We start from the raw sequence: 2,806 nt of genomic DNA, 5'->3' as shown, positions 1-2,806 counted from the left end.
AAGAGGTAAGCTCTAGCTTTACCCTAGATGCTAAATTTACTGCTAATGGTAAGCCCTTAGGAATCTTAGGGGCTTCTGGTTCTGGTAAAAGTATGACGCTACGGTGTATTGCTGGTTTGGCTACACCGACTCAAGGCCGCATTGTCTTGAACGGAAGAGTTTTGTTTGATTCTAAACAGGGTATTAACGTTCCTCCTCACCAACGTCGCATTGGTTTTGTGTTTCAAAACTACGCCCTCTTTCCCCACATGAATGTAGCTGAAAATATCGGCTTTGGCTTACAGGAATTGCCGAAAGCCCAAAGGAATAAACGGGTATGGAAATATATTGAACTGATGCATTTACAGGGATTGGAAAAGCGCTATCCTCACGAAATTTCTGGGGGACAGCAGCAGCGGGTAGCCTTGGCAAGAGCAATGGCGATCGCACCAGAAGCTTTACTATTAGATGAGCCCCTTTCTGCCCTTGATACCTATCTACGGAATCAGATCGAAATGCTACTAACGGAAGTTTTCTCTAGCTATCAAGGAGCTACTCTTTTCGTCACCCATAAATTAGAGGAAGCTTACCGGGTCTGTGGTAATCTCTTAGTACTTTCCGAAGGAAATGTTATTGGTTATGACTCTAAAGAAGCTATTTTTGAGCATCCTCCTAGCTTTAGGGTAGCACAATTAACCGAGTGTAAAAACTTTTCTCGGGTTGAAATTATTGACCACCAAAAAATTCAAGCCCTGGACTGGAACTGTAGTCTCTCAGTTGTGGAACCGATCAGGAAATCCTTAGCCTATGTTGGCATCCGTGCCCATCATTTGAGATTTCTAAAAGAGCCAAATCACGACAATACTTTTCCCTGTTGGCTGGTGACCATGAGTGAAACCCAGCACCGAGTTACACTTTATCTGAATTTATATACTGCTTCTAGGAATACAGGAATTATGGATTGCCCCCTAAATCCCCCAATTCTGGGGGACTTTGACATCATTACCCCCCAAAATTGGGGGGCTAGGGGGGCGGGGGACTTTGACATCATTACCCCCCAAAATTGGGGGGCTAGGGGGGCAAAACAAACTAAACTTGGTAAGTCCTACAATCCTCAACAATACCACCTCCAAGCTGAAGTTTTTAAGGAAAAATGGCATCAGATTAAAGCTTGGCCTCAGCCATGGTATGTGCAGTTAGATGCTTTGAGGTTGATTTTGATGGAGAGTTGATTGAAATGAGTACAACAGGAGTACGATGCTCCTTGGCCTTTGGGCCACGCTACGCGAAGGTCGCCCCTACGCGATTGGCCGTAGGCCACGCTAAAAGCGATGGCTCGAAGAGCCCGCCAAAGGCGATCGCAAATCTTTTATAAACCCAACACGGATCCCTTCGCCCTTGACTACCGGACAATAATTTCCGATAGTTTTATTATGAAAGGAAGTGAGTTCATGATAGAGGGTAAAAAAGTTAGCAAGAGAGCGTGGTCTCGAAGCTCGTGTTGACAAAAAGCGCGGGAAAGGAAGCCACGTCACACTCTATTTTGGTGACCGATTTACTATTGTTCGCAATCCCAAAGATGAACTCAAGACTGGGACATTGAAGGCAAATTTTGTAGCTTAGTCTACAGGAAGATGAGATTTAACCATGCCATTACTATGAGTCGATTTTCATTCCCGGCTAGATTTACCCCTGACGAGTCGGATGGCGGGTTTGTGGTAACTTTTCAGGATCTGCCAGAAGCCATTACTCAGGGAGATTCCATCGAACAAGCCTTAGCTGAAGCAGCTGACTGTTTGGAAGAAGCGATCGCAGCCAGAATTGATGACCAACTCGACATCCCCAATCCCTCACCCCCAGCAGGCGGAGACTATTTAGTGCCGGTGCCAATTCAGACTGCCTTAAAAGCTGCCCTTTACCTGGCCATGTGCGAAGCAGGGATTACATCACTCCAATTAGCCCATACTCTCAATACTGATGAACAGGAAGTCAAGCGCATTCTCGACCCCGATAACGGGACGAAACTTCCTACACTGGAACGGGCACTAGCTGCCTTAGTTGACACTCGCCGTCTTGAAAGAACGGCGATTCCCAGATCAACGAGCTGCCTTAAACCACCATGTCCTAATCTTTGACGCCGCCAAAAATTAAGCAGTACCTAAACCAAATACCCGTCAAGACCAAGACTTCAGTTCAGTTCACAGTAGACCCAGCGGGCAATTCTCGCGATCGCGTTTGGCTACTTGTAGGGAAGTGCCTTAAAAAGTCCGTTTTCTTCCTTTTCACCTGGTTCCGGCGTGCCCCGCCGTACAGTTTTTTTTCTCAAAATGTGATTCTGCTAGGTTCACACGCCAACGGTTAATTGACGGTTGGGTTTTTAAGGAGGACTTTCCCTACCCTCCGAGCATTACTGCTTTCAGGTCAGTAAGTTACGGGTCTCTCTCCCGGCTCAGCCTGCGGTTTCTCAGCCTGTACTCATACCTTTAGTATACTATAGCGCTAGATAATATTCAACACCAATTGCAAAATTTTTTCGCTGGCTTTAAGCGCGCTATTCACTTTTATCCCTGCTCGCTTTGTGACGGGGCTTTCAGTGTTGGGTCTTCGAGTAAACGGATTGAACTGCGCCTTTTTTAGGGGAATGTGGTCAACATCATCAAGACGGGAATAGGGAAAAAATCCTGTGTATCTCATTACCAGGGGATAATTTCGCTTCGCTGTCGTCATTGGTGCAATAATCACTGTCTTAATATACTGATTCATCTCATTAGGAGATATAATCACACAAGGGCGAGTCTTCTTAATTTCAAAACCAATGGTGGGATCG

The 2,806-nt window shown here is 45.9% G+C and carries 4 protein-coding genes; 3 read left to right on the top strand and 1 reads right to left on the bottom strand.

Features of this window, described 5'->3' with window-relative positions; all coding sequences use genetic code 11:
* From F6K38_RS38850 to F6K38_RS38840, 3 genes are all read left to right on the top strand, one after another.
* Positions 1 to 1,211, top strand: a 1,211-nt coding sequence (locus F6K38_RS38850) for a sulfate/molybdate ABC transporter ATP-binding protein (RefSeq protein WP_287360265.1), incomplete at its 5' end; no start/stop codon positions are given.
* Positions 1,212 to 1,216: 5 nt separating this feature from the next.
* The gene (locus F6K38_RS38845; protein WP_287265151.1) at positions 1,217 to 1,354 is read left to right on the top strand and encodes a hypothetical protein; all 138 of its coding nucleotides are present in this window, start codon (positions 1,217 to 1,219) and stop codon (positions 1,352 to 1,354) included.
* Positions 1,355 to 1,637: 283 nt separating this feature from the next.
* Entirely contained in the window at positions 1,638 to 2,114 is a 477-nt protein-coding gene (locus tag F6K38_RS38840) for a type II toxin-antitoxin system HicB family antitoxin (protein WP_287360264.1), read from the top strand.
* Between the two features lie 364 nt (positions 2,115 to 2,478).
* Here the strand turns inward: F6K38_RS38840 and F6K38_RS38835 are convergent.
* On the bottom strand, positions 2,479 to 2,806 hold a 328-nt coding region (locus F6K38_RS38835), incomplete at its 5' end, for a type II toxin-antitoxin system PemK/MazF family toxin (RefSeq protein ID WP_287360263.1).

It is taken from the genome of Moorena sp. SIO3B2 (assembly GCF_010692525.1).
Classification (GTDB): Bacteria; Cyanobacteriota; Cyanobacteriia; order Cyanobacteriales; family Coleofasciculaceae; genus Moorena; species Moorena producens.
The sequence above is the reverse complement of the archived record's forward strand: the minus strand, read 5'-3'. Positions and strand labels throughout refer to the sequence as shown.